Here is a 21,388-nt window from a genome sequence, read left to right as displayed (position 1 = left end):
TCGTTTGAGTCCATCCCAGCCGATATCTAGAAGTTGATAATGGTCATGTTCTGTGTCAAAAATAAGTTGACACTCAATCTCTGAATTTGGATTATTCGCTTCTAAGGTGGCATGATTAGTTAATAGCTGGCGGATGATTAATCGGTATTTGTCTAGTTTTTCCATTCGATGACTACCTCCTCAACAGGATTATATAGCACTACGCATTAAATTTAGGACATTGATACATGCTCAAAAGCTGTTGTAGTCAACTTTTGCCTCTTGCCAATGCCATTGCGCGTAGCGCTATATATGAGTAATTTTCATTTATCCTTCAATAGTGAGCGGGATGCTTACGCTAGCAAAGGGAAACCATAGTGATGAGTAGGGTGCTTCAGGCACTTGTTTGGTCAATATAAGGAACATTTTGCTATTTTGCGGGCGTTAGTACCGTTATCGATTCGATTGCTTTGGTGCGTTACGCTGTCGAAGGGCGCACCAAAGCAAGATCAGCGATTAGCCCAAAGGGCTACGCTTCGCGATCGCACTAAGCTGAACGCCTACCACCATACTATGAGGTATGTCTAGAGTGTGTCATGGGATTGTTTGCTTGAGGTAAGAGACATTTGGCTCTTTTGCGCCGTAACGCACCAATAATCTTTTGATTTTCTCTTTTATCTCAGTGTCTGCATTCTTCGGCAGCCTTTCTATTGGTTTTCGGTAATCGTTATCAATTACTTCGGGATCGGCATCTCGATCGAGAAGCGTTTTAATTATAGGAATATTCAGCTTACTTACCGCGATCCCTAATGCATTCATTCCACTAAATCCGCCAGCTTCATTGATTGTGTCTTTTGCTCCGTGATTAAGGAGCAGTTGAACCATTTCTATATTTTCTTCCTCTACACTCCATCTCAGAGGAGAATTGCCTTCATTATCCTTGACATTAGGATTAGCTCCCGCTTTCAATAGTAAGCTTACTATATCTTTGTGGCCGCCCCACATAGCCATGAGTAATGGATGAGAATCCCGGTCTAGATTCCAAGCATTGACATCAGCTCCGGCTTTTATCAAAAGTTTTACAATTTCTATTTTTCCTCCATAATCCACTTCATCTATCGCTTCTTGTAAGGGAGTCCAGAAAGGGGGATTAGGCATGTAAAAATTAACGTCTAGACCTTGTTCAATCATCTTCGCAAGATTACTCTCATCATGGTCTCGAATTATCTCAAAAATATCTTGATTGTTCATTTTAATTAACCCAAATAACATTATGCTAAACTACTGTAAACTCAATACTTGAGATTAATAGTAACGTTCAAGGCTTGAGCTAAAAATGTTCTCTATATATAATCTCCATAATTGTCTAATAGCTCTTGGCAGTTTTCCAGTGCATTCTTCATTTGATTGATAGCATCTTCATGTCTTTGATCCGGTTTTCCACCAAAGCATTCATCTTGTATTTGTTGTCTTTTATCAATACATTCTTGTAGAATTATAATTCTGTTAATAACATGGTTTTTCGTCATTCCTTTGACTGATCTTCCTTTGAGTTTTTTCCCTGCTTTTAGCTTATCCAAAGCTGGCTTACACTTAGGCAGTGGTATAGAACCACAAATTGCATCTTTTTCCTCTTGGAGTCTCTCAAGGACTTCATCTTCACAGGTCTGATTTGAATGTTTTCTATCTCTTTCCGCTTTTTTTTTGCCATCTTCTCTTTTACTTCTTCGAATTGTATAATCATAATCCCAATCTTTTCCCCCATCAATAACTGTGATAGAGCTGAATATAGGATGTTTATTATTTGTAATCTTGGCAGCTTTTATTGCATTAGCTTTAGTTATTTTATTGTTTTTTAACAAGCTCAGAATCCACTTCACCCCGGCGGTGATCACCTGGGTAACTACCATGCTCTTGATTTCTTCGATGACTGTTTGTTTCAGGTCGTTGAACTGTTCCTTAACATGTTCCCACAGTCCCATGGGTCCGCGATCGCGTAATACCTGGAATATTTCGACGCTTTTCTCCATCCCAGCGTGCGCGTAGCCCATTAGCACCTCAAGTAGCGTGCGCGTAGCCCATTAGCTGAATGCTTACCCTCTTTGTAGCGACACCATTTTACTCTAATTCACTGCAAAGTCAGTATATTGACGTACAGCAGGTTCTTGAAATGCTAGTACAATATCAGTCTTTGGTACTCCCAATTTAACAAGTTCGTTAGCAAAACCAATTTCAGTTCCATCATGATGTATCCAAATTTTGGCATTTTTGATGCTGAAATGTAGAACATAACCATACATTGGTTGGCGATTCTTCCAGCCGGTATAGACAACTTGGTAATGGTCGTGGTCTGAGTCAAATATTAAGGCAGCTTCAACATCTTGATCAGATGGACTTTTACTGGCATAATCACTCAGAAGTTGTTTAATGTATTGGCGATACTGGATTATTTTTTCCATTCTAAAATCACCTCTTCAGATAAGCAATCTATGCAAATCTTGATACAAAACCATTATACAATAATCGACTTCTTTGAGAGTTATAAGTTATTGTGGGTTAGATCGGCGAACGCAATTATTTTCTGCTGCTCCATGAAGGCTGGTAAAATCATCGCCGTGTATATGGTACGATTGTTCATGGTTCAATCCGCAATAGTAAAATCTGGATTCACTACGAAATTTCTCAACGATAGCGGCATCGCCACCTAAGAAGTAAGACAGAATATTGGTATCCAGTAGACATTGTTTCATAGCTCGCGGATACGCTCTAAGTCCATGGCGCGGTTTGCTTCAATATTGCCAATAATGTCATCTATCAGCTCAGGGGTATCAGATGCCATTCCCGCAAAGTCCATGAAATCAACAGGCGGACGCTTTGCTTTGAGAAAACCCAGGAAGTTAAGCACTTCTTTAATCACAGGTGACGGAACAGTTTCCAGTTCTTTGAGCAGTTCTTGTTTTGGTGTCATGGCGATCGCTCCATAGGTTGCTTTCTATTGTAAGGCTCAGTAGATGGAAAACTCTGAGGGGGTAGGTTACGCTGTCGAAGGACGCACCCTACAAGATCAGCGATTAGGCCAAAGGGCTACGTACGCTACGCGATGCTCCTTTGGAGCCGCTAAAAGCGATGGCACTTTGGTGTGTTACATTTCATTGTCAGTTAACTCAGATGATTATTAATCGCAATCAGGTTAATGTGTTGGTCGTTGATTCAGAAAGTGAGGTAATTGAGCAATGGATAGATTAAAGCGTTATCGGGAAATTGTTCAGGAAGTTTTAAGAGAATATCATCAGCTCAATGAAAAATCTGGTTCTACAATTGAAAGTGCTTTAGCTTTTGATGAGGTACAGGATCAGTACCTTTTGGTGCTGATGGGTTGGCACAAAGATGAACGGATTAAGAGTGTGATGATTCATATCCGTTTGAAGGATGACAAGATTTGGATTGAGGAAGATTGGACAGAGGATGGGGTGGCGACAGATTTGTTACAGAAAGGAATACTACGAGAGGAGATTGTTTTGGCATTTCATCCACCTCATGTTAGACAATATACTGAATTTGCTCCTCAAGTAGCGTGACCTACGGTCAATCCCTTAGCGTCCCACTGTTACTAATGCACCCTACTCATAAGTAATACCTATGACTATCAAACAAATAGAAACCCAATTACTTGCTCTATCTCCCACAGATAAAACAGAAGCAATTCACCTTTTAGCCCATAGTTTGAACCAAAACTGGCGTGGAATAACCAAAACCAGAAACGTTTGTGGTGGTGATGCTTGTATTGCTGGAACTCGTATTCCTGTTTGGGTATTGGTAAATGCCCGTAATCTAGGCATTAGCGAGTCTCAACTACTCTATGACTATCCTACATTAACAGCAATTGATTTAGCGAATGCTTGGATCTATGCCCAAATTAATCCTGAGGAAGTTGCCACTGCAATCCAAGAAAATGAGGCAGATTAATGATGGTTCGTTTATATTAGAAAGTTACTCAAAAAGTAGGTCGGGGCCGAAGAACAAGACTCAATATATAGCAATTATCTATACCATGAGGTACCAAGGGATCCCCCTAAATCCCCCTTAATAAGGGGGACTTTGAGGTTGATCACCGTACCTCATAAATCCTAGAAACGCTATAAAAAGCTACAATATAAAAAGCTACAATGAATAAATTCCATAGCAATCGCTCTGTATGAGTAGACTACTGGCAATCGAAAAAACGATTTCAAGCTTTCAAGCATTACATGAGCGCTTGGGGTTATGTCGCGCCACTGATGAATCGTTTTTTTCAGAATGGCAGGTATCCTCTATTGAGATATTAGATGATGATAAATCTTTTCTGGACCGTCTCCGGCAGCGATATCATCATTACTACAATGCTGGTCTCTTAACTGAAGGAACGGTGCTTTTATCTATTGTTGCACCACTGCTGGAGCGGTTGGAATTTCATGAGCCTCCGTTTTTTGTACAATCTGAGGTTCCTATCAGTCTGGAGGTGGAAGAACACAATGAAGTTTATCGAGGTCGGATAGATGTATTGGTGATTCGCGATCTTGTTTGGATACTGACTGTAGAAGCTAAACGATCTAAGTTTGCGGCGGATATTGCTTTACCACAGTGTTTAGCCTATATGAGTGCTGCACCACGACAACCAAGCTTTGGCATGGTAACGAATGGCAGCGATTTTATCTTCTGCAAGTTGAAGGATAAAGTATACGATTTTTCTGATGGGTTTTCATTATTGTCTCGGCAAAATAAGCTCTACGAGGTTGCGACTATTCTCAAGAAGTTAAAAACCAACAAATTTTCCGACAACTAGAGATTGCTGTTAGCGAAGCGGATGCTGTTGATGATTTTTGGCAGGCATACAGCACGAAGTTTGCGTACTTTTATAACTTTTTATTATATAATCAAGCTGTGTAGCAGCTTAGAGGATATCTGAAAAGTTTTTTTATACTGGATTTTGCCCCCCTAGCCCCCCAACTTTGGGGGGAAAAAGAGTCAATTTTATTCTAAAAGTCCCCCAAAATTGGGGGATTTAGGGGGCTTGGATGTAGCAAATGAGACTTCTCAGACAAACTCTTATAAATCAGGAAAAAAGCCAATTAAAAAATTAATTGATGAATGAAAATCACTTTTACCGAAGCACTTGCGCGATCGCGCAAGTGCTGCTGCAAGTAGATCAGCTCCGCTGGTGTCGCAGGTGATCGCATTTTGGTATTCATCCGTAAATCTTGAGCGCGTTAGAATCAAAGAGGTCTGTGCTACAATAAAGCCAATGCCTGCTAAAGATATTTACCATAATGCTGTTAGATTTGCATTAGTCAAAGATGGCTGGAAGATTTTAACAGAAGATTATACTTTGGAGTATGGTGGCGATCGCTTATACGTGGATATTGCCGCAGAAAAATCGATCGCAGCAGAAAAGCAGGGGCGAAAAATTCTTGTGGAGGTCAAGAGTTTCTTGGGTCGCTCCTTTGTAAATGACCTAGAACAAGCTGTGGGTCAGTATATCGTTTATAGGGATATTTTAGTAGAAAAAGAATTAGATTTTAAACTGTATTTGGCCATCACAAAAGGAACTTATAGCAATTCTACGACTTGTGAGGTACATTTTAGGGTTTTTAGGGAGCAGGGAGCAGGGAGCAGGGAGCAGGGAAGAGGGAAGAGGGAAGAGGGAAGAGGGAAGAGGGAAGAGGGAAAAAATAATGTGTACCTCATGAGTCCTAGAAACGCTATACAAAAATTATTTTAAACGTCAGTTAACTCAGATGATTATTAATCGCAATCAGGTTAATGTGTTGGTCGTTGATTCAGAAAGTGAGGTAATTGAGCAATGGATAGATTAAAGCGTTATCGGGAAATTGTTCAGGAAGTTTTAAGAGAATATCATCAGCTCAATGAAAAATCTGGTTCTACAATTGAAAGTGCTTTAGCTTTTGATGAGGTACAGGATCAGTACCTTTTGGTGCTGATGGGTTGGCACAAAGATGAACGGATTAAGAGTGTGATGATTCATATCCGTTTGAAGGATGACAAGATTTGGATTGAGGAAGATTGGACAGAGGATGGGGTGGCGACAGATTTGTTACAGAAAGGAATACTACGAGAGGAGATTGTTTTGGCATTTCATCCACCTCATGTTAGACAATATACTGAATTTGCAATTGCTTAGCGTTGCACTTTGTTTGGTGAGGGATAGGTAGGTGCGCTCTTACCATTAAGAATTAAATTCGCCACGGGTCGCACCTGAAGTTGTGGAAATGCTTAAGGGATTGCAGGAGTCGCTTAAGGTTAACTCTTTGTCTAAAGGTAAATTTTCAGTATGATTACTCATAACAATTTACAATTCATAAAGTCAGATCAGGTTTTGGTTTCAAGGAAAGCATCTGTTGCTAGGTAAGTCTTCAGCTATCAGCTATCAGCTTTTGAATACAATAAGCTGACGGCTGACGGCTGACGGCTGATGGCTGAATGCTTACGTTGCTTGATTTGGTATAAGTGATATAATCTATGTACGTAAATCTGTACATAAACTGATGTTTGATTACGAGATTACATCTCCAACTGATGCTAGAAATAACTTCTTTAAGTTGTTGGATATAGTTTCACAAAATAATCAGGTATATATCATCAATCGTCGTGATGGTGAGAATGTTGCTTTGATTACAGAATCGGATTTGAGGAGTTTAGTAGAGACGGTTTATCTCTTAAGAAACTCTACTAATGCAATTCGCCTGCTGGATGCAATTGAGGAGTCTAAGACTGGAAAAATAAAACCTCAAACCATTGAAGAACTTTACTCTGAGTTGGGAATTGAGCAAGAAGAAGAAGAAAAAGGCTGAATCCGATCAAGTAAAGCCAGTTGTGGTAAATCGCAGTCCTGGTTTTAGCTCTAGGTTTAAGGAAGATTTGGCTTGGTGGTTCCATGATTTTAAAGTGGCGTCGAAAATTTTGGATTTGGTTACTGCTGTAATGAACAATCCATTTGAGGGCATTGGTAAACCAGAACCATTAAAGTATATGGATGCAGATATTTGGTCACGGCGCATTGATTTGGAACATCGGCTGGTTTATCGGGTGGGAAGTAGTCAGATTAATTTTCTGGCTTGTCGGTATCATTATGATTGATGTTTTGTTGGGTCTTATTTTTTAAACCAATCCACTACTAAGCCACTCCGTAGCCTGTGTAAGGACGTTTATAACTGGGATGTAAACCGAGAATAATGTCTTCTTTCGGTATACCCATTTCCACTAAATCTTGCGCCAAATCAGCTTCTGTCATATTTCGCTGAATCCAAACGTTGCCATCTTTGATATCTAAATGGATGAAACAGTTGTAAATTCGTTTGAGTCCATCCCAGCCGATATCTAGAAGTTGATAATGGTCATGTTCTGTGTCAAAAATAAGTTGACCTTCAATCTCTGAATCTGAATTATTCGCTTCTAACCTGGCATGATTAGTTAATAATTGGCGAATTATTAATCGGTACTTTTCTAATTTTTCCATTCGATTATTACCTCTTCAACAGGATTGTATATGAGCAATTTTACTTGATAAAATTTATGGCACTACGCATTAAGGTGTTTGACATTTATAAAAGCAGCAAAAGCTATTATCACTAGCTATTGCCTATTGCCTATTGCCTATTGCCTATTGCCTTGCGCGTAGCGCTATAACTGCTTCTTGGGGCAATTTTTATTGGAAGAATGATTCAAATGTATCAACAGGAACTCCCAGATAAAGTATTCTATCTGATTCGCTCATTTGTAATGCTAGACGATAGTTTAAAAATTGACCTAGTGCCGCATGAAAATCTGTAATTGCCGAAGTATTGAGGAAACTTTTTATTTCAACTGCTATTTTTCGTTCTGCTTTTTGAGCTGCTATAACTTTATCTGCTGCTAAATCTATTTCAAGCTTAACTCCCTCAATTTTAATTTTTAGGGGATCTGCTGTGATAATCCAATCGTCTTTTAGGAGTGCTTGTTTTACAGCATCATGGAATAGGTCTTTGGCAGCCATTACTTTTTCTACAACTTTTAGCACTATTATCCTTCAATAGTGAGCGGGATGCTTACGGCAGCAAATATGCGCTACGCGCACGCTACGCGAACAGCTGTCAGCCGTTGGCCGTTGGCCACGCTACTTGAGGTGCCGTCAGCTTATTTTATTCAAAAGTACCTCAAGTACCGTGCGCTATGGGCATAAACTGTTCCCGTAGCGTGCCCACAGGCCTTTTGCACCTCAAGTAGCACCTCAAGTAGCGCTAATCGCTGTTCGCTGATAGCTTAAAACTTACTTAATCTTAAAAAGGCGTCACTGATGTACAATTTTTATAATTTACCATCCAGTGACGCCTTGATGCTTATTTAGGTTAGTAGAGTTGCTTGGCATGCCAAATTCAAGATGCCAAATTCAAAAGATGCTATGTATAGCGGTTTATAGCCTAATGAGGTACACAGTTTTTTTACCTGTTCCCTCTTAACCTCTTGGGATGGTTTAGGGGGTTACTCTTCCCTGTTCCCTGTTCCCTGTTCCCTGTTCCCTGTTCCCTAAAACCAGGGACTCTGTACCTGACCAAATTGAAAACCGCTATACTAGGGCTTGGCTTTTAGTACCTACGATACCTACCAGCAACTGATGAGCGCACTGAGCGTTGGTATTTAGAAGATGTTGTTTGATCTCCAGATGTGTTCTCATATCCAGATGCTTGTTCAGATCCAGATCCATTATCCAATGGAGTTATCGATGGAGTTATCGATGGAGTTATATCTCCATACACAGTTACGAAATCGTCTTTCATACTGATAACTGTCCAACCACGCTCATTGGCCAGATCAAAAATATTAATATCATCCTCGGACTTTTTATCGTATGGACAGTCAATGTCAGGGTTATCAACAGCATAGGGACATTCGCGCGGATCATCATGGTGAAGCAGCATCATGAAAGCTGGACCAATGTGATCATCAGTGTAATCAAGCATTTGTAAATCACCACTGGAATTACCAACTGCCATAATTGGTTTTTTTCCAATGTAGCGCTCAATTCCTACTGGTTTACCTGCTTCATCATTAATCGGTTTCACCAGTTCTGGCTTCCTAACCAAGAGATAAGATCCATCGTCTTGGACAATATATTCTGTTTGGACGGTCGTACCAATCACGTTTTCAGGGGGAATACTGTAGGCATCTTCGGCAAAGGAGCGAATAAAATCAAGTCCTCCCCCAGAGCAAATATAGACCTTGAAATCATTACTTTGGAGATAATTGACCAGTTCAACCATGGGCTGATAAGTCAGCTCGATGTATGGAACTTCAAGGTCTGGATGATTTTGTGTATCCAGAAAGTCCCTAGCTTTCTGTTTATACTCTTCCGGTGTTAATGGCTCCGTAAGAGTATATTCTAGGATGAGATCTTTTACCATGACATCCTTTTCAGTTAAAGAAGGAAGTTTTTGAAGAGCTTGCAATCCATTCCTTAGCCGATAGTTGATAAATGAGCTCTGAATATATTCTGGTTTTTCAGTCCACAGGGTTCCATCATTATCAAAGGTGGCGATGCGATCGCTAGGAGGAACGTAGTTATAACTGCTGGGATTGGTAACGTCTTCCACAAAGTTAACAATCGTGTCCTTAGTCGTACCCTCATTCCAAGACAGTAAGGGGTCATAATCGGCATTGCCAGAAGGACATCCGACAAAGCCTCCTATGCAAAAGACTGATAACAGAATCGATAGGAAAACTAAAAACCTTCTTTTTTTCATGATCTAAGACTTGTTTAGTGTAATTGCTGAGCAGCTTCAAGCCAATTAAGGCTATTTTTAGGGAGCCAACTGATCTTGTTGATACAAACTATTGGCAAGTAGTTATGGTCAACCCTGGTTGGCAGGCATCACTGATGGGCAGTTTTTCCCAGTTTTTCTGATTTGCCATCAAGTGACGCCTTGATTGTCGAGCTATGGGTGGCACTTAGCCAGTAAAGACTTAGTGCTACACCCTACTGAGTAGCTTAATCCAATGCCATATTCTTGAGGTCTTCTATTAGCTCCTGCACAACTTGATCGACGCTAAAAGATGCGGGACGTTGACTAGGTGGAAATTTCCTGAAGGTATCCAGGAATTTAGCCATATATGATACGGCTGGACCTAGCAAGTAAGTGCGTCGGAAGCGCCAGTCTACGTAATAGTCAGATTCGCTCGGAGCTTTCTCAAAGGGATCGCGACGCAGATTAAGGATCATAGGAACCCTCAAATTTACATAGGGTTCCTGCCAAGTATCAAAGCCTTCAGCTCGCTGTTCGGCAAAAATTATCTTCCAATCTTTAAACCGGAGTGCTGATGGGTAAGCATCATCAGTGAAATAGTAAAACTCTTCACGAGGCGCTTTTTCCTCATCTGGATTCAATAGATAGGGCAAGAAGTTATAGCCGTCTAGATGAATGAGGATAGGGTTACCGCACTCATCAGTGCCGTAACCCTTTCTAAGTAGCTGATGCTTGATATTGGGCACACCAGCTGCAGCCATGAGCGTGGGCAGCAAGTCTTGGAGAGACATGATTTCGTTGGAAATCACACCACGTTGGATATGATCAGGCCATTTCATCATAGCGGGCACGCGGAAACCACCTTCCCAGTTAGTTACTTTTTCGTTATGGAAAGGACTTATGCCGCCGTCGGGCCAGGTAAATACTTCTGCACCGTTGTCAGTGGTGTAGACCACAATGGTGTTATTGTCAATGCCCAATTCTTTGAGCTTATCGAGAAGTATCCCAACATGACCATCGTGTTCCACCATACCGTCTGCCTCGATTCCCTGTCCGGTAACCCCGACAGATTCGTCTTTGAGGTGGGTAAAGACGTGCATACGGGTGGAGTTAAACCAGACAAAAAACGGCTGGTCATTATAGTGCGCCTTGGAGATGAAATCTAGTGCACCATCTAGGAACTCTTCGTCCACTGTTTCCATTCGCTTTTTAGTTAGCGGACCGGTGTCGCAGACTCGTTGACCTTCACTATTCTCTGGATCTGTTACGTCTATTATTGGTTTTGTTAATCTCCCCTCTTCGCATGGTATTGAACCGTCTGCATAGCTATGGATGACGCCTCGCGGCCTAAAATTATCGTCGAATTCTGGATACTCACCTAAAGGTGGATAGTCTTCGTTTTCTGGTTCCTCTTCAGCGTTGAGGTGATAGAGGTTGCCATAGAACTCGTCGAAGCCGTGGTTAGTGGGTAGATACTTATCTAAGTCACCCAGATGGTTTTTACCGAATTGACCAGTGGCGTAGCCCAGGGGCTTGAGCAGCTCAGCCAGGGTTGGGTCTTTAGCCTGTAATCCTACGTCAACACCAGGTAAGCCCACCTTGGTTAGACCAGTACGTCCAGGACTCTGACCAGTGATAAAAGCAGCTCTACCAGCAGTACAGTTGTTCTCACCATAGAAGTCGGTGAACATTATGCCATCTTCAGCAATACTGTCGATGTTGGGTGTTTCGTAGCCCATTATCCCCCGGTTGTAGATACTGGGGTTAAACCAGCCGATGTCATCCCCCATAATCACCAGGGAATAGCACTTGCCTTGTGTGTCGGCAAGTGCTATTCCCTGGTTAGTTCCTGGCAGGAAACCAACTAGGGCGAAGGTGATCGTTAGTACGATGGCCATCACCGCATTGAATAATCGCTCCAAGGGCAGTTTCCTGACTGCCCTTGGAGCGATTAGCTCTCAAATATTCCATAACTCTCCCTATGTATCGGAGTTTCAACTTTGGGTTTACAAGTTTTATGCACCCCTTGGTTAGTATCTCACAGTTTTTGGATCACAAAAATTATTTTTTTGATGGAATGTGATTAAAAATACCTTGAGGATTTACCAGATTTGATCAGCCTAAACCAAGCTAAATCCAGATTTAGCAAGCACTTAGTTGACCCAAGTTTTTTGTAAAATCCGGCAAAAATCAATAGATACTATTTTATAGTTTTATCAAAACTATAAAATAGTTAACAAAAACTAATATTCCAAAGTAAAACAAATATACTAGAATCCGTGCCCTAGCCAAACCATTTAATAAATGTTAAAAAATCGGGGGTTTATATCTAAGTTTGATAAGATGGTATTTTAAGCAATAAACAATAATAAAAATTATTAAGAATTTTCGCTCTTTGGTACTTGTTAGGCTATAATGGTAATTATAATCCCCTAAAACGACTACTGTTTATAGCTTTGATAATTGATTTTTTTAGGCTAAATAGGATCTCAAGTTTATGAGAGTTGAAGTCTATAACATCTTCTAGAGGGTGATTTCATTGATAGTTATTGACAAAATTGGCACAATATGTATACCTAGGAAATTGCCCTTCGAGGCAAACCATTCGGAAAAAAATGATGCGATCGCGTTAGAGTGCGATCGCATCTGAAAAAAAGTATTGGTAGTGGACTGACACAGCTAAAATAGTGTAATAGCTTTTTCAGCTAAACCCTTTTTGAAACTAGATCCTGGTATTTTTCTAAAGCAACATTTAAAGTGTGCCAGTCCACTACGATTCTTCTACTTCTTGCCATGAAGGCGTTTCCGGATGCGTTTCCGGAGCCGCTTCAGTGCCTTCATAGACTGTCGTCCAATGCCAGACAGAAGGTTATCTGAGGTGGCACCCCCTGTGCCTGGCTCATCAGAAGCACATTCCAGGGGCGTAATGTTGTGGAAATCGGAGTAAGGCATGGGGCAATTTCCAGCATCATCATTGGGTTGAGGTACAGTCCCAGCCTCGATCGCATCCCGCGCTGTTAAAACCAACCGAATCAGATCATCCATTACATCCGGTGTAATGTTGACATTCATGGGATAGGCCTTGACCGCATAGATGAAACCCGGTTCAAGTTCTTCATCATCATAGTCTGTGGGACGGAAGCCGCTGGTGTAGCTGATGTAAGGGGCGTAGCTATCTCCATGTAACTGACCATCCCGGTGCCACTGCCAGAGCATATCTGCTATATCTTGCTGCAATTGGTTATTGGCATCCAGTTCTTCCTTAGCAGCGGGATCGTTCAATTCCCTTTCGTATTGGGCTTTTGCATCCACTCCCTTCTTGTAGACCCGGAACAGGGTGACAAAGCCGGAATCTGCCTCGTTGACAGAGACCACAGTGGGCTCGTTGGCAATTACCTCATTCCGGAGGTAGTTTTGTATTTCCAGAATTCCCCCTAGGATCGAGCGGAATCCTTCATACCCCATATACTTGAGGGTAGCCCAGGCTGCCATGGAGTAAGAGCCGGAACGGGAAACTTCTAGGGTATAGAGGCCGGGATTGTAGCAGGTGCGAGCCTGAAGATAAGCGGAACCAGGCCGACTCAGCAGTTCCTGAAAATGATGCAGATCACGCACCATAACCACGCTGCAGTTGTAGGTAGACCAACCTGTTTTGTGGAAGTCGCAGCCAATGGCATCGGCATAGACTACTTTGCTAATGGCATCATAGTTCTTCTGGATCTGGGCTAAAACCTCTGGTGCAAATCCCAGAGGATTGGCTGTGAAGTCATAGCCTTTGAAGGTGAGCCAAGACCAACCAATTACGGCATCGGCGTAAATCATTGGTCGCCCAACACCGTTGGGATGGTCTGCCAGGGGATACAATTCATCGACGAGTTCGCGCACTTTGTCAATGGGATCCACAGCAAAGGCATCGGTGGTGCCCATTGTGCAAACAATGGCGGCGATAGGAGTGCCCTCTTTATGAAGTTCCCGCACCACTTCTTCCAAGTGCTCAAAGTCCATGACATTGGTGGTTTCATCGGTATCGATATCGATGTAGTTTTCCATGCCCAGACCAGTCCAGTCTGTGGAGTTCTGTTTAGCGTAGTGACCCTGTTGAGACACCAGTACTTTGGCATCAGTGCGAACGCCATCACAACGAGAACTCATCCCCAAACAATTGGTGATGGCGTATTTGATGCCATAAAAATAGCACCCTGAGCCCCCAAAGGTAAACAGACCACCGGCTTCGTCGGTAGGCCAGCCAATCAGGTCTGCCAGGATTGCAGAGGTTTCCATTTCAGTCCGCTCCACATCCCAGGAATACTCCCCTTCAATGATGTTCGGGCTGAAGACATTAGTCATCATCGCGGAAATAATCGCAGCCGTGTTAGCCGGTGGAATCACGTTGGGCATCACCAGGGGATGATTCCAGTTGGGCATTCCCTTAAACAGATCTGCTGCCTCTTTAAGGACTTCTGTTACTGGAGCCATATTTTCCGCCAGTCTTGCTTCGGTAACATTGCCATAATGAGGCCCAGAGGGATCCCCGCCCAGATAGCCTGGAGTTTCTCCAGCAGAGGAATCAGGGGAGGGTTTCACTGGCTTGAGTTGATTGAGATAACGAATTGCTTCACCAACGATATCCGCAAAGGGATCTGTCTCTGTGGAATAGTAAGTTGGGAAGGCACTCCGCATATCTGAGCGCAAAGCAGCCCACCGAGGCGCACTGGGTTGGACACTACCATCTTTGTTCCAAAGGGCAGAAAATTTAGAGGCCATTTTTGACTCCTAATGATTAGATTTTTAAAAATGGCGTTGCTGAATTGAAGTATGAATGCGGGATCTTCTGGTTTTGGGCAAGCCCCCTAAATCCCCCAACTTTGGGGGACTTTAAGAGTTTCGTTCCCCCCAAAATTGGGGGGCTAGGGGGGCTCAATCATACCAAGGATCAGCAACACCGTAAAAATTGATAGCTGGAATCTGCACGGAGCATGTCACTTATGCAGAGCATTTGTACTAAAGCTATAGCTCCCTGATGTGTTTTAGCACGCTCTAATAGTAAATAGTTCATATGTTATACAATTTTGACCTGCTCCCGAATCTGCATAAGTAAATTTATGTTAAGATTCCAAAAATAAATTGTTATTTGCAGATTCTTTATAACTATTACCAAGAATTATCAGTCAAAGTATATTTTTTTAGGAAAGATTTTAGATTTAACTTAACTTGACAATATAGCTTTCACCCATAACAAACATGACCACGATTGGCCGTTGGCCACGCTACGGTAACGCAACTGTGAGCAGCATTCTTTAAATTTCGTTCAAACTGATTGATAAAACTTAATATTTCGGTTGTTTACCGAATCAATTAATTGCCCTTTTTTGTGGTACTAGATGCCAAAGGAATACCAAACAACCACCCCCTATCTCTAATCCCTAGCTATTCAACTTAACAGTCACTTTCCTTTAACCTTAAACATAAATCGTTCCCGTGAACATTCAAAAATTCCAACTTTACTAACCATACTAATCAAATAGTCTTTGAGGGGACAATGATTAGTTTTATCTATGATTCGTTTTGTTAAGCATCGTGATTAATCGTCTCAAAACCTGGTATAGCGCTATGCCCAAGTCAGAAGTTAGAAGTCAGAAGTTCAACTCACGGGGTGACAACAAAAATAGCTAGGAAGCCGACAGAATCAGCTACCTAGCCATCAGTAATTGTGGGCTTAATTGATTGGTTTCATTTTCGGGCGGGCAGGATGCCCACCCCAATCATTTCATCCCTTGATTTAGCAATGCTTGGTTATTCGGGAATTACTGTATCTTCCCGGAAAGCCAGATTTTGAATTCGCTCGTCCAATGCCGGGTCAGTATCAGGCTGATTAAAGGCATTAGCTGCGGTGGGGAAGAATTCATGGAGGTATTCGGCTAGGGCATCCTGCTCGGAACCAAAGGAGGCAAAATTGGCAAAACCCTGGAAAGGTTCAGGGATCGCACCATCTCGGATGCCGTTTTTGTTGAGGTCTTCGTCAGGATCTAAAACCCCATCGCCATTGCTATCCGGCTCACCCCAGAAATCGACCCGATTGAACAAAGCTGGATTGGCACTCAAGAAGGTGGATAAGGGAGCGCCATCAGCCACGTAGCTAATGGTAACACCACGAAACGTGCGGCTGGGATCCCCCACTAATTCACCATTCTGAGCCACTACATCGATAACTTGGTCTTGATCGTCCAGGACAACCAAAGACAGAACCCGATCATTGGCAGGACGAGTGCTATCAAAGCTAAATTTAAGCCGACCGACTTGGGGAAACTGGCCGGGAGTCACACCTGGAGCTGTTGCTGCTACCGCATCCTCGATGGTTTGCAACAATTGATCTGCCGTGACGGTAAACAGGGTAAGTCCATTGTTAAAACGGAGGGAGTTTGTAATGTCGAGTTGGGAAACTTCCCCTTCTTCCTTGCCCACCGCAGGATTGGCTGCTGGGGGCAACAGTTCAAAGTCATTGGGGTCGATGCCACCGTTAGCAGCGCTAATTACCCCGATGTTGGAACGGATGCCACCTCCATTTTTGAAGGAAAACACGGTTGTATCATCGACAGTCTTGGCATAGGTCAGGTTAGCATCAGCGGTTAGGTTACCCAGGTTAGTTTCTTCGGTGCGGACAAAAGCGCGATCGCCCCGCAGGAAAACTTTGGTATTGCCAAAAATATTGCTATCCTGAGTACTGATCACTTCATCCAGGGTATTGGTAATTTCTACAACCTCTGGATCTGGGGTCCCTCCTACCGCTGCAACTCCTTGATCATCTGTGGCGTAGGCTCCACTAATGTTGGGGTCAATACTGCTGGCAATCAGGATACCGTTTGCATCAAAGTCCACCACCAGACGACCCACATACTTATAGGTGGCATCTGTGTTCACAACAGCGATCGCATTTCCATCTCTATTAGTTTTGAGAATGGGATAAGGACCGCCACTGGTATCTCCCAGCCGCAGATGATCGGTGGCATCAGACAGCAAGGTGTGAGACCCTCCCGCCACGATTATATCTACATCCCGCAAACGAGGGGCTAACTCATCCCGCTCAATGGTCAACTGTTGCATGTGAGCCAGGAGAATAATCTTGTTGATGCCTGTAGCGGTCAGTTCATCCACCGCAGTTTGGATTTTAGCAGCCAGGGCGTCATAGTCTGTGGGATTTTCCGGGAACACCGTCACTCCATCAGAGGAAGAGATGGTAGGCAGAAGGGGTGTGCTTGCTCCGACAATACCAATTGGCTCACCATTGACGGTAATCACTGCAGTCCCCGCAACCTGTCCTGCCGGAATGGTGCTGACTTCTTGACCGTTTGCACTGATCAGGCTTGATAGGTTAGGGTCTGTGCTAAAATCCAGGTTTGCACTGAGATAGGGAAACAGCGCCCCACGGTAAGCTCCATCTGGTTGAATTATATCCCGCACTTCCTTGCTGCCCAGATCGAAATCATGATTCCCAAAGGTCGAAGCTTGGATACCGAGTTGATTGTGGATTTCGATATTGGCGTGACCAATACTAGCCTCTCCCACAGGGGTCTCGTTCAACCTAGGATCGCTGCCCGCAAACAGGAACGGACTGGGAATGTAGTTGTCTCCAGAAGACAGGACAAGGGTGTTGGGGTAGTCCTTCTTGAGGGCATTCAGGACGGCGGAAAACCGAGGAGCATCTTCCAATGCGGCCAGTCCAGCCTCAAAATCTGAAGCATGGAGCAGTTGTAGAGTAAAAGGCTCTGTATCTGAGTCAACAACCTCTGGCTCCGGGTTACTGGTGCCTGTAGAGCCTATATCCGGGATGGGTCGATTCTGTTGTGCTATCACCAGGTACGCAACGATGGCCAAAACTAGGGCGATCGCAACTGCTACCCCTATTTTCCAAATACGGTTCCAATTCATTCAATATACCTAATAGCTTTTCTGTGCCTTGTTTACCCTATCAAGTTATTGCTCTTTTTTGTGCAATAAGATGCCAAAGCAATACCAAACTTTGACATCCTATCTCTAATCCCTAGTTGTTTAATTCAACTGGCGGCCCAAACCAACGAAAAAGTTAAATATCCCTGCTGTTTCGGACCTATTGCTTGAACCGATTGATTGGCGCTAATACGTGTGAAATATAAATCACCAATCTGGGTAGCCAAAAACTCACTCTGGAACGAACCACGAGAAAGCTGAATCATTTCCATTTGGCTATAAGTCAAGAACTCAGTAAACTGTTCCACATCCGTAAAACTACAGGAAATAATCTTGGAACTTCCTGCTGTAAATTCGTTCAAATCTTGACCAGAATAATTTGCTGCATTAAAACTCATGAGTGCTTCAGATAAAATAGATTATATTTCGTGGTAGTTATCGATAAGGATATACCTCGGCTTTGGAATTTTATGGAGTAGGGAGTAGGGAGTAGGGAGTCATAAAATTGAATCTCCCTCATAAGTATGATCAATTCTATCAAGCGCTAATATATATAGCAATTATCATAGTTATGAGGGACAAAATTTCTAGATTTTAGGGAACAGGGAACAGGGAACAGGGAACAAGGAACAGGGAACAGAGAATAGGGAATAGGGATGCCCTGCATCAACACAGGGAATCAACTTCAAAGAATACTGTACTTCATAACTGCGAGAAACGCTATAATTTAAAATTATCTCATGAAAGCAAATTCTGATTGATCAGACAGCGGTTTTCATATTAATGAAGTACACACAATGATTGTTTGCCTGTTCCCTATTCCCTATTCCCTATTCCCTATTCCCTGTTCCCTATTCCCTTTCACCATCAAGTCTAGTTTCACATCTGAACTAAAAAGACTATAGCTGACGGCTGATAGCTGACTGCTGAATGCTTACTAATACCCTACGTTAACAATTTTTAATTATGAAACCCCAAACTGAGCAAATTGTTACTACCCTTCAAGAATTAACCAAAGATGAATACTACAGCCTAGTTGGTGACGCTCCTTATATAGTTATCCCTTGGGAAGTGGAGGATAAAGGTCCCTTTTCAGTGGAACGCTTTCTAGTGGATAACACAGGTCTGATGCCCTTTGCTCCGGAAGAGTTTCTCAGTCAGATTCGCCAAACCCAATCTCAAGCTGTGAGCGACCATTACCAAAATCTGATCGCACTGCTGCAAGCTAATTTGTCAGAGTTAACTATCTATGGCTATCGCCTTCCTACACTACCAGAAGACTTGGAAGAGGGATTTCCCCTTCAACAAAGTGTCTTTGGCTCCTTAGGAATTCCCATGCTAATTGGTTCATCAACACCAGGAGAGTGGATTGGATTAGGTATCAAACAAAGTTGGCGGTGCAACTCATCACCACAATTTATGATTCCGGATATAGAATCTGTCCAAGACAATACCGCTGCACTGGTTGAGCAAATCCAATCTATCACTAATCCAATTACTCATCAAGCCCAAGCAGAGGAAGAATTAAGTTTTGGAGGTTTCGAGGTAGTTATCACCACTAGTCGCCACCAAGTTATTCAAAAATTATTGGATACTACGGGATTTTTAGAGATTAGCGAAATCAATGAATTTATTAGAGTTCGAGATGATTACGGAACCGAGATAGAAGAGTACCAGGAAGCAATAGCACAGCTAGAACAAGAACTAGTAAAGTTAGAAGAAGAAGGAGAATTATCAACGGAAGAATACCAAGAGGTTCAAGAAGAATTGTCAGAACAAAGAGAAGGATTAAAGGAAATCCAAATAGAATGCAAGTTCGAGTTAGATTTGAGAAACCTGTTTGCCACTCAACTGCTGAATGCCAAAACTTACCATCTTAACTTCAATCTGTCTGGGGAATGGTGTACAGTTCACTATGCCTTAGGAGAAACTCACGATCTCGATTGGGTAGTACTAGCAACAATTAGTTATACTGTTTGAGGGAATCACAGGAAGACCAGGAGATGGGGAGATGGGGAGATGGGGAGATGGGGAGATGGGGAGATGGGGAGTCTGATCAGCAACTGGTTCTCCAAGACCGTAATGGTGCGTTTTCCGTAGGCGTTAAAACCTCGCACCTTGTCGCACCGCCTCTCTCCATTGGTGATTTTTCATAACTATATTTTTCACAACTAGTTGAAAATTGTGATAAGATAGTTTCTGGTAAAAATTCAGGATTAATCAAAAGTTTACTATCGGATAGTCGGGATTGATGGTGATAAGTAAAACTTAGTTTTTGTTAACATAATTGCTTGAAACCGATTCCCGATTCCCGATTCCCGATTCCCGATTCCCGATTTCCTGTTCCCTGTTCCCGATTCCCGATTCCCGATTCCCTGTTCCCTGTTCTCTGTTCCCTAACGATATGCAAATTATATTTCGTGAGTTTAACCCATTTGATTTGTGGATTTGGATAGAATTTAGCACTGTTCCCTCCTATCGGGAAAAGGAATATGTGGAAGAATTGTTCAATTCCTGGTTTTTATTAGGTAAATTGGGAGGATTTGATGCAGAAAACCTACCGGTGCAAGAGGTTGGCCTAGAAATAAGCTACATGGAATATGATGATAGAGTAGCAGAAAACAGTTTAATGGCCTTGATGCATAATCAGGGCGAGTTTGAGTATGAAGGCACTTGGGGGCGCTGCTGGTTTGATTTAGGAACGAGTGATGCGATCGCTCTTGATATTTTAATTAATTCTTTCCGGCAACTTGCCAAAGAATATGTGGAGATTGAAAAATTAATTATAGGTGGTGAAAACGAAGATTGGCCAGTGCATGATAGGAGCAAATCACTGTTTTACGAGTCTAATTTAAATTAATTCCTACTAATCACTTAGCAAATCGTGCCTGGATTGTAAGCATATGCGCGTAGCGCATATGCTTACATTACCCATCACCACTTAGGAATTAAACAGCTTCTAGATTCTTTTCCCCAGTCCTAATCCGGACAACTTGCTCAATGGGACTGATGAAAATTTTACCGTCGCCGATTTTACCGGTCTGAGCAGCAGCGAGAATTTTTTCTACTGCCATCTCAACTAAGCCATTTTCAACAACGACTTCTAGCTTGACCTTAGGAAGAAAGTCTACCCTGTACTTTGTACCGCGATACTGTTCAGTTTGACCTCTCTGCCGTCCAAATCCCCGAACTTCAGACACGGTCATGCCAACGATACCAGCATTGACTAAAGCGATTTTAACCTCTTCGAGCTTATAGGCTCGGATAATTGCCTCGATTTTTTGCATTTTCCCAGCCCCTTACTGGGGCTTCCACTCCAATTGACTAACACCAGCATGACACATATACCACGAAAAATAAATTTTTCTGTAATAAATAATACATTTGTGATTGGTCATTGGTTCATTGCGATGTTCCTGCCTGCCTTGCTCACCAAGGATAACGGAGAATCACCCTCCCAACTCCCGACTCCCGACTCCCGACTCCCTACTCCCTCACAGGGGTAGGTTTTTAACAAAGACCTCAGGTGTGGGGTGTGGGGCGTGGGGTGTGGGGTGTGGGGGATAAGAAAGCGATGCAGAGGTGCGACCCGTGGCGAATTAAATTCGCCTACGGAAAGCGCACCATTTGCCGACCCGCGGGGGTTTCCACGGGGCTTACAAGGTGCGGACGCAGGTTCCGCACACAGACCC

General features: G+C 42.7%; 26 protein-coding genes and 1 pseudogene. 13 read left to right on the top strand and 14 right to left on the bottom strand.

Translation table 11 applies throughout. From position 1 onward, the window contains the following. From BJP37_RS09820 to BJP37_RS09795, 5 genes are all read right to left on the bottom strand, one after another. A partial coding sequence (locus tag BJP37_RS09820; RefSeq protein ID WP_198953996.1) for an element excision factor XisI family protein occupies nt 1-165 on the bottom strand: 165 nt, incomplete at its 3' end. A 408-nt stretch (nt 166-573) separates the two neighbouring features. After that, nucleotides 574-1,230 carry an ankyrin repeat domain-containing protein gene (locus tag BJP37_RS09815; RefSeq protein WP_158069505.1) on the bottom strand — a complete coding sequence of 219 codons (657 nt, stop codon included), beginning with the start codon at nt 1,228-1,230 and terminating at the stop codon, nt 574-576. 92 nt (nt 1,231-1,322) lie between these two features. Further along, the gene (locus BJP37_RS09810) at nt 1,323-2,030 is read right to left on the bottom strand and encodes a hypothetical protein (protein ID WP_075898388.1); all 708 of its coding nucleotides are present in this window, start codon (nt 2,028-2,030) and stop codon (nt 1,323-1,325) included. A 72-nt stretch (nt 2,031-2,102) separates the two neighbouring features. Continuing rightward, nucleotides 2,103-2,438, bottom strand: coding sequence for a XisI protein (locus BJP37_RS09805; RefSeq protein ID WP_075898386.1), 336 nt, complete (start codon nt 2,436-2,438; stop codon nt 2,103-2,105). A 287-nt stretch (nt 2,439-2,725) separates the two neighbouring features. After that, entirely contained in the window at nt 2,726-2,947 is a 222-nt protein-coding gene (locus BJP37_RS09795) for a hypothetical protein (RefSeq protein WP_075898382.1), read from the bottom strand. Nucleotides 2,948-3,212: 265 nt separating this feature from the next. On the opposite strand from BJP37_RS09795, the gene BJP37_RS09790 reads away from it, so the two are divergent. The 8 genes from BJP37_RS09790 (at nt 3,213) to BJP37_RS09755 (ending at nt 7,113) form a co-directional block, all read left to right on the top strand. Next, nucleotides 3,213-3,557 (top strand): XisI protein, encoded by a 345-nt coding sequence (locus tag BJP37_RS09790; protein WP_075898380.1) that lies wholly within the window; start codon nt 3,213-3,215, stop codon nt 3,555-3,557. 61 nt (nt 3,558-3,618) lie between these two features. Further along, a complete protein-coding gene (locus BJP37_RS09785; RefSeq protein ID WP_075898378.1) occupies nt 3,619-3,945 on the top strand; it encodes a DUF433 domain-containing protein in 327 nt (108 codons plus the stop codon). A 229-nt stretch (nt 3,946-4,174) separates the two neighbouring features. Further along, the gene (locus BJP37_RS09780; protein ID WP_075898376.1) at nt 4,175-4,801 is read left to right on the top strand and encodes a type I restriction endonuclease; all 627 of its coding nucleotides are present in this window, start codon (nt 4,175-4,177) and stop codon (nt 4,799-4,801) included. Nucleotides 4,802-5,260: 459 nt separating this feature from the next. Next, on the top strand, nt 5,261-5,737 hold the full coding sequence (locus tag BJP37_RS42340; RefSeq protein WP_229415258.1) for an element excision factor XisH family protein: 477 nt from the start codon (nt 5,261-5,263) through the stop codon (nt 5,735-5,737). Nucleotides 5,738-5,753: 16 nt separating this feature from the next. Then, nucleotides 5,754-5,831 carry a hypothetical protein gene (locus tag BJP37_RS44550; protein ID WP_143727969.1) on the top strand — a complete coding sequence of 26 codons (78 nt, stop codon included), beginning with the start codon at nt 5,754-5,756 and terminating at the stop codon, nt 5,829-5,831. Continuing rightward, nucleotides 5,819-6,157, top strand: coding sequence for a XisI protein (locus BJP37_RS09765; protein ID WP_075898374.1), 339 nt, complete (start codon nt 5,819-5,821; stop codon nt 6,155-6,157). Before BJP37_RS44550 ends, BJP37_RS09765 begins: the two co-directional genes overlap by 13 nt. 364 nt (nt 6,158-6,521) lie before the next feature. Next, nucleotides 6,522-6,827, top strand: a complete 306-nt coding sequence (locus BJP37_RS09760; RefSeq protein WP_075898372.1) for a type II toxin-antitoxin system Phd/YefM family antitoxin — start codon at nt 6,522-6,524, stop codon at nt 6,825-6,827. Continuing rightward, nucleotides 6,799-7,113: a Txe/YoeB family addiction module toxin gene (locus BJP37_RS09755; protein WP_075898370.1), complete on the top strand. Its 315-nt coding sequence runs from the start codon at nt 6,799-6,801 to the stop codon at nt 7,111-7,113. Before BJP37_RS09760 ends, BJP37_RS09755 begins: the two co-directional genes overlap by 29 nt. Nucleotides 7,114-7,150: 37 nt before the next feature. Here the strand turns inward: BJP37_RS09755 and BJP37_RS09750 are convergent, their stop codons facing one another. Together BJP37_RS09750 and BJP37_RS09745 are read right to left on the bottom strand one after the other, a co-directional pair. Beyond that, nucleotides 7,151-7,492, bottom strand: a complete 342-nt coding sequence (locus tag BJP37_RS09750) for a XisI protein (RefSeq protein ID WP_075898368.1) — start codon at nt 7,490-7,492, stop codon at nt 7,151-7,153. 192 nt (nt 7,493-7,684) lie between these two features. Continuing rightward, a pseudogene (locus BJP37_RS09745) lies at nt 7,685-8,008 on the bottom strand (XisH family protein); the annotation flags it as partial. Nucleotides 8,009-8,056: 48 nt separating this feature from the next. Between BJP37_RS09745 and BJP37_RS38855 the strand changes: the two are divergent. Continuing rightward, a complete protein-coding gene (locus tag BJP37_RS38855; RefSeq protein ID WP_158069504.1) occupies nt 8,057-8,194 on the top strand; it encodes a hypothetical protein in 138 nt (45 codons plus the stop codon). Between the two features lie 403 nt (nt 8,195-8,597). On the opposite strand, the gene BJP37_RS09740 is transcribed toward BJP37_RS38855, so the two are convergent. The 6 genes from BJP37_RS09740 to BJP37_RS43420 all read right to left on the bottom strand — a co-directional run bounded on the left by BJP37_RS09740 (nt 8,598) and on the right by BJP37_RS43420 (nt 18,216). Then, nucleotides 8,598-9,752: an HAD family hydrolase gene (locus BJP37_RS09740; RefSeq protein ID WP_075898366.1), complete on the bottom strand. Its 1,155-nt coding sequence runs from the start codon at nt 9,750-9,752 to the stop codon at nt 8,598-8,600. A 245-nt stretch (nt 9,753-9,997) separates the two neighbouring features. After that, the gene (locus BJP37_RS09735) at nt 9,998-11,650 is read right to left on the bottom strand and encodes an arylsulfatase (protein WP_075898364.1); all 1,653 of its coding nucleotides are present in this window, start codon (nt 11,648-11,650) and stop codon (nt 9,998-10,000) included. Between the two features lie 883 nt (nt 11,651-12,533). Next, nucleotides 12,534-14,516 carry a pyridoxal phosphate-dependent decarboxylase family protein gene (locus BJP37_RS09730; protein WP_075898362.1) on the bottom strand — a complete coding sequence of 661 codons (1,983 nt, stop codon included), beginning with the start codon at nt 14,514-14,516 and terminating at the stop codon, nt 12,534-12,536. A 1,029-nt stretch (nt 14,517-15,545) separates the two neighbouring features. Then, a complete protein-coding gene (locus BJP37_RS09725; protein ID WP_075898360.1) occupies nt 15,546-17,678 on the bottom strand; it encodes a bifunctional metallophosphatase/5'-nucleotidase in 2,133 nt (710 codons plus the stop codon). A gap of 125 nt (nt 17,679-17,803) precedes the next feature. Beyond that, complete coding sequence (locus BJP37_RS40905; RefSeq protein WP_075898358.1) at nt 17,804-18,094, bottom strand: hypothetical protein; 291 nt, start codon at nt 18,092-18,094, stop codon at nt 17,804-17,806. Beyond that, complete coding sequence (locus BJP37_RS43420) at nt 18,091-18,216, bottom strand: hypothetical protein (RefSeq protein WP_269086976.1); 126 nt, start codon at nt 18,214-18,216, stop codon at nt 18,091-18,093. Before BJP37_RS43420 ends, BJP37_RS40905 begins: the two co-directional genes overlap by 4 nt. A 446-nt stretch (nt 18,217-18,662) precedes the next feature. Between BJP37_RS43420 and BJP37_RS09715 the strand changes: the two genes are divergently transcribed. The 3 genes from BJP37_RS09715 (at nt 18,663) to BJP37_RS09705 (ending at nt 20,556) form a co-directional block, all read left to right on the top strand. After that, the gene (locus tag BJP37_RS09715; RefSeq protein WP_075898356.1) at nt 18,663-19,676 is read left to right on the top strand and encodes a hypothetical protein; all 1,014 of its coding nucleotides are present in this window, start codon (nt 18,663-18,665) and stop codon (nt 19,674-19,676) included. A 23-nt stretch (nt 19,677-19,699) separates the two neighbouring features. Continuing rightward, on the top strand, nt 19,700-19,852 hold the full coding sequence (locus BJP37_RS38850) for a hypothetical protein (RefSeq protein ID WP_158069503.1): 153 nt from the start codon (nt 19,700-19,702) through the stop codon (nt 19,850-19,852). 248 nt (nt 19,853-20,100) lie between these two features. Further along, a complete protein-coding gene (locus tag BJP37_RS09705; protein WP_075898352.1) occupies nt 20,101-20,556 on the top strand; it encodes a DUF3531 family protein in 456 nt (151 codons plus the stop codon). Between the two features lie 88 nt (nt 20,557-20,644). On the opposite strand, the gene BJP37_RS09700 is transcribed toward BJP37_RS09705, so the two are convergent. After that, entirely contained in the window at nt 20,645-20,983 is a 339-nt protein-coding gene (locus BJP37_RS09700; RefSeq protein ID WP_075898350.1) for a P-II family nitrogen regulator, read from the bottom strand. Nucleotides 20,984-21,031: 48 nt separating this feature from the next. Here BJP37_RS09700 and BJP37_RS38845 point away from each other — a divergent pair, with 48 nt between their 5' ends. Further along, complete coding sequence (locus tag BJP37_RS38845; RefSeq protein WP_158069502.1) at nt 21,032-21,202, top strand: hypothetical protein; 171 nt, start codon at nt 21,032-21,034, stop codon at nt 21,200-21,202. Nucleotides 21,203-21,388: the final 186 nt, after the last annotated feature.

Source organism: Moorena bouillonii PNG, from assembly GCF_001942495.1.
GTDB classification, from domain to species: domain Bacteria; phylum Cyanobacteriota; class Cyanobacteriia; order Cyanobacteriales; family Coleofasciculaceae; genus Moorena; species Moorena bouillonii.
The sequence above is the reverse complement of the archived record's forward strand: the minus strand, read 5'-3'. Positions and strand labels throughout refer to the sequence as shown.

Bases quoted from the DNA above. Each gene is read 5' to 3' on its own strand.
- BJP37_RS43420 (WP_269086976.1), bottom strand. From the start codon at position 18,216: ATGAGGGAGATTCAATTTTATGACTCCCTACTCCCTACTCCCTACTCC.
- BJP37_RS09785 (WP_075898378.1), top strand. From the start codon at position 3,619: ATGACTATCAAACAAATAGAAACCCAATTACTTGCTCTATCTCCCACA.
- BJP37_RS09810 (WP_075898388.1), bottom strand. From the start codon at position 2,030: ATGGGCTACGCGCACGCTGGGATGGAGAAAAGCGTCGAAATATTCCAG.
- BJP37_RS09740 (WP_075898366.1), bottom strand. From the start codon at position 9,752: ATGAAAAAAAGAAGGTTTTTAGTTTTCCTATCGATTCTGTTATCAGTC.
- BJP37_RS09725 (WP_075898360.1), bottom strand. From the start codon at position 17,678: ATGAATTGGAACCGTATTTGGAAAATAGGGGTAGCAGTTGCGATCGCC.
- BJP37_RS09780 (WP_075898376.1), top strand. From the start codon at position 4,175: ATGAGTAGACTACTGGCAATCGAAAAAACGATTTCAAGCTTTCAAGCA.
- BJP37_RS44550 (WP_143727969.1), top strand. From the start codon at position 5,754: ATGATTATTAATCGCAATCAGGTTAATGTGTTGGTCGTTGATTCAGAA.
- BJP37_RS38850 (WP_158069503.1), top strand. From the start codon at position 19,700: ATGGGGAGATGGGGAGATGGGGAGATGGGGAGATGGGGAGATGGGGAG.
- BJP37_RS42340 (WP_229415258.1), top strand. From the start codon at position 5,261: ATGCCTGCTAAAGATATTTACCATAATGCTGTTAGATTTGCATTAGTC.
- BJP37_RS38855 (WP_158069504.1), top strand. From the start codon at position 8,057: ATGCTTACGGCAGCAAATATGCGCTACGCGCACGCTACGCGAACAGCT.
- BJP37_RS09715 (WP_075898356.1), top strand. From the start codon at position 18,663: ATGAAACCCCAAACTGAGCAAATTGTTACTACCCTTCAAGAATTAACC.
- BJP37_RS09790 (WP_075898380.1), top strand. From the start codon at position 3,213: ATGGATAGATTAAAGCGTTATCGGGAAATTGTTCAGGAAGTTTTAAGA.
- BJP37_RS09705 (WP_075898352.1), top strand. From the start codon at position 20,101: ATGCAAATTATATTTCGTGAGTTTAACCCATTTGATTTGTGGATTTGG.
- BJP37_RS09735 (WP_075898364.1), bottom strand. From the start codon at position 11,650: ATGGCCATCGTACTAACGATCACCTTCGCCCTAGTTGGTTTCCTGCCA.
- BJP37_RS09700 (WP_075898350.1), bottom strand. From the start codon at position 20,983: ATGCAAAAAATCGAGGCAATTATCCGAGCCTATAAGCTCGAAGAGGTT.
- BJP37_RS09805 (WP_075898386.1), bottom strand. From the start codon at position 2,438: ATGGAAAAAATAATCCAGTATCGCCAATACATTAAACAACTTCTGAGT.
- BJP37_RS09765 (WP_075898374.1), top strand. From the start codon at position 5,819: ATGGATAGATTAAAGCGTTATCGGGAAATTGTTCAGGAAGTTTTAAGA.
- BJP37_RS38845 (WP_158069502.1), top strand. From the start codon at position 21,032: ATGACACATATACCACGAAAAATAAATTTTTCTGTAATAAATAATACA.
- BJP37_RS09795 (WP_075898382.1), bottom strand. From the start codon at position 2,947: ATGACACCAAAACAAGAACTGCTCAAAGAACTGGAAACTGTTCCGTCA.
- BJP37_RS09815 (WP_158069505.1), bottom strand. From the start codon at position 1,230: ATGAACAATCAAGATATTTTTGAGATAATTCGAGACCATGATGAGAGT.
- BJP37_RS09760 (WP_075898372.1), top strand. From the start codon at position 6,522: ATGTTTGATTACGAGATTACATCTCCAACTGATGCTAGAAATAACTTC.
- BJP37_RS09730 (WP_075898362.1), bottom strand. From the start codon at position 14,516: ATGGCCTCTAAATTTTCTGCCCTTTGGAACAAAGATGGTAGTGTCCAA.
- BJP37_RS40905 (WP_075898358.1), bottom strand. From the start codon at position 18,094: ATGAGTTTTAATGCAGCAAATTATTCTGGTCAAGATTTGAACGAATTT.
- BJP37_RS09750 (WP_075898368.1), bottom strand. From the start codon at position 7,492: ATGGAAAAATTAGAAAAGTACCGATTAATAATTCGCCAATTATTAACT.